Origin of the sequence: Streptomyces adustus, assembly GCF_009377175.1 — a bacterium.
Classification (GTDB): Bacteria; Actinomycetota; Actinomycetes; order Streptomycetales; family Streptomycetaceae; genus Streptomyces; species Streptomyces adustus.
Genome location: NZ_VJZD01000466.1, coordinates 1 through 3,316 on the forward strand (window position 1 = coordinate 1; position 3,316 = coordinate 3,316).

3 protein-coding genes are annotated in these 3,316 nt (G+C 71.7%); 2 read left to right on the forward strand and 1 reads right to left on the reverse strand.

Going from position 1 to position 3,316, the window contains the following annotated elements; genetic code table 11:
* The first annotated feature begins 484 nt into the window (after positions 1-484).
* A complete protein-coding gene (locus tag FNH09_RS45595; RefSeq protein WP_152895750.1) occupies positions 485-1,069 on the forward strand; it encodes a biotin transporter BioY in 585 nt (194 codons plus the stop codon).
* Between the two features lie 134 nt (positions 1,070-1,203).
* On the opposite strand, the gene FNH09_RS45600 is transcribed toward FNH09_RS45595, so the two are convergent.
* A complete protein-coding gene (locus tag FNH09_RS45600) occupies positions 1,204-1,911 on the reverse strand; it encodes an LPXTG cell wall anchor domain-containing protein (RefSeq protein WP_238427486.1) in 708 nt (235 codons plus the stop codon).
* A 277-nt stretch (positions 1,912-2,188) separates the two neighbouring features.
* On the opposite strand from FNH09_RS45600, the gene FNH09_RS45605 reads away from it, so the two are divergent.
* On the forward strand, positions 2,189-3,316 hold a 1,128-nt coding region (locus tag FNH09_RS45605; RefSeq protein ID WP_338017878.1), incomplete at its 3' end, for a serine/threonine-protein kinase.

The following is a 3,316-nucleotide window of genomic DNA, read 5'->3' on the forward strand; positions in this document are numbered from 1 at the left end:
GAGTGGGCGTGGGCATGGGGGATCTCCTCGGGGAGCCGGTCCGACACTGCGCCGTCTGCTGACGTGAGGCGCGCACCGGATCGCTCCGTCCGCCTCACCCGCCGCGGCGACAGGTGGCCGTGCCCTGGCGTCGCAGGTCGACATAGCGACGCGACGAGAAGTACCGGGCCTGAGCAACCATGCGGTCGAAGCTAGCAAAACGACGGACCCCTGCCCAGACGGCGACCGACGGGCGAGACGGCCCCCACGGCACGCGCCACCGGCATTGGTGAATCCCTACAGAACCCCGCCGCGCCCGCTCCCGTTGCGCAAGCCACCCGACCTCAGTGACCGGCATCACGCCGGAGCACGCGTAGCCGACGCCCTTTGTCCGAAGCCCACCAAGGCCTTGATCCTCCCTTTGTCGACCACTGACGGTGATCACTCCACGACCGCTGGGATAGCGTCACGGTGTCCCTCGCCGCCCACCCTCCGCGGAGTCCCCATGAGCACCGCTGCCGCCACTGCCACCGCCCGGCCCGGACAGGTCCTCGCCGACCTGCTCCCCGCGTCCCGCGTCCGGGACATCGCCCTCGTGCTCGGCGGCGCCGTGCTCACCGGCCTCGCGGCCCAGCTCTCGGTCCCGGTCCCGGGCTCCCCGGTGCCGGTGACCGGCCAGACCTTCGCCGCCCTGCTGGTGGGCACCTCCCTCGGCGCCGGCCGCGGCTTCCTCGCCCTCGCCCTGTACGCGGTGGCGGGCGTCGCCGGTGTGCCGTGGTTCGCCGAGGGCACCTCGGGCGCCGCCGCGCCGTCCTTCGGCTACGTGCTGGGCATGCTGCTCGCGTCCGCCGCCGTGGGCGCGCTGGCCCGCCGCGGCGCCGACCGCTCCGTGCTGCGCACGGCGGGCACGATGCTGCTCGGCGAGGCGATCATCTACGCCGTCGGCGTGCCCTACCTGGCCCTGGCCACCGGCATGTCCGCCGCCGCCGCGATCGCGGCCGGTCTCACCCCCTTCCTGATCGGCGACGCGCTGAAGGCCGCCCTGGCGATGGGCGCGCTGCCCACCGCCTGGAAGATCGCCAAGCGCTGACGTCACGGCACCCGCGCGAGCGGGAGCGGAAGAGGTTCGCCGGGTCGCGGGTCGCACTGCGACAGCACTCCGGCGAACCTCTTCGTCGTTCTCGCGGCCCGCTCAAGTCCCGCCGGGCTCAAGTCCCGCCGGGCTCAGGCCGGCCGGGTCCGCGGCGGCCGCTGCGACCACCACAGCCCAGCCGCGCCCGCCAGGACCAGCGCCGCGCCTGCCGCGCCCAGCGGCAGGACGTCACGTCCCACGCCGGTCTTGGGCAGTTCGTCACCGCCCGGCGCCACCGGCTGGTTGTCGGTGCCGAGCAGCAGCGGGGTGGCAGGGGCGTTCGGCGACGGGTTGGACGTGCCGAACGGGACCGGCCCCTGCTGCCAGAAGGTCTTCTTCCCGTCGGTGGTCTGAACCGGCAGGCAGATCTTCCCGGTCTTGCTCAGGTCGTACGTCGCGGAGACGTCGTACGACTTCGACCTGCCCGCCGCGAGATCGCCGACGGCACAACTGAAACCGCTGTTCGAACCGGACGGCAGATCCTTTTTCGCGATCGCCGAGCAGCCCTGGACATCAGTGACGTGGAGGCCGTCGAAACCGACCACCAAAAGCCTGATGTCGCCGCTGTTCTTGGTTCCCTCGTTTTTCACCGTGGCTTTGATCGCCGTCTTCTTCGAACCGTTGTCTACCGAGATCTTCGACGGCAGCAGCGTGGTCAGTTTCACGCCCGCCGGTGCTTCGTCAACGGCCTTTCCCCCCTTGCTGCTACCGGGTCCCTGGTCATCGGCGGTGGCCGTGAACGGAAGGATCATCACGACCGAGAAAGATGCCGTGACCAGCGATCCCGCAATGGCCTTCATTCGACGAGAACTCATGTTCGTCCCCCTTGCGTCCCCCTGGACTGCGCCTGAATCCGCAGTACTTGAAGAGGTACCACAAGATTTCTCCGCACTATGCTGGTACGGCCGCAAGTGTGACTATTGCGTGGCAGGGGAGACCGGGCGGACTGCCGAAGAGGGGGGTGCGGCGGAAGTGCAGGGAAAATCGAGAGACTTGGGGAACCCGGGAAACCCGGGTGAATCGGGAGACGAGGGGGGTTCGGGAAACCCGCGGAGCGGCGGAGTTCCGGGGCTGCTGGTGACGGGACGATATCGACTGGTCGAGAGCATCGGACAGGGCGGAATGGGGCGGGTGTGGCGAGCCGTCGACGAAATTCTCGACCGGCTGGTCGCCGTCAAGGAAATGCGGATAGACGGACTCGACGCGGAGGACACCCGCACCCGCCGCGAACGCACCCTGCGCGAGGCGCGGGCGACGGCCCGGATCGACCATCCCCATGTCGTGCGGGTGTACGACGTGGTGGACGAGGGCGAACGCCTGTGGATCGTCATGGAGCTGGTGGCCGGCCGTTCCCTGGAGCGGGTCATCGTGGAGGACGGACCGCTGGGTCCGGGGGAGACGGCCCGGATCGGCCTCGGCCTGGTGGCGGCGCTGCGGCAGGTGCACGCCGGGGGCGTCCTGCACCGCGACATCAAACCCGGCAACGTCCTGGTGGAGAGCGGCGGACGACGCGTCGTCCTGACGGACTTCGGCATCGCCGCGATCCAGGACGCCAAGGCGCTCACCATGGTCGGCATGCTGGTCGGCTCCCCCGACTACATGGCCCCCGAGCGGATCTCCGGCCGCCGCCAGGGCCCGCCGTCCGACGTCTGGTCCCTGGGCGCGACCCTCTGCGCGGCGCTGGGCGGCCGCTCCCCCTTCTCCCGCGGCACCACCCTGGCGACACTGCACGCCGTCCTCTACGAGGAGCCTGAACTCCCCGCCTCGGCCGGTCCGTTGCGCGGCGTGCTGGCCGCGCTGCTGGAGAAGGAACCGGAGGTGCGACCGTCCCTGGAGGACGTGGAATCGGCCCTGCGCCCGATCGCGTTCCCGGAGCCGACCCCGACGCTGGCGGTCGGCGGCGCGGGAGGCCCGGCCGGCTCGGCCGTGGACGGCCCGTCGGCGGAGCCCGACGCTCCCCCCGACGTCACGTCCCCCACCGAGCCCGGTCCGACGGCGACGCACGATCCGGAACCGCGGACGACGGAGGCAGCCGAGCCGACGGCGGCGCAGGGGAGTGAACCGTCGGCGCCGGAGCGGGGAGCCGAGCCGGAGGCGGGGAACGTCGCGGCGCCGGGCGCCGGGGACGCTTCCGCCACCCCGACGGCGACCGGTTCCGTTCCCGAGCCCGCCCCCATACCCGCGTCCGCGCTCCCGGCGCAGGCC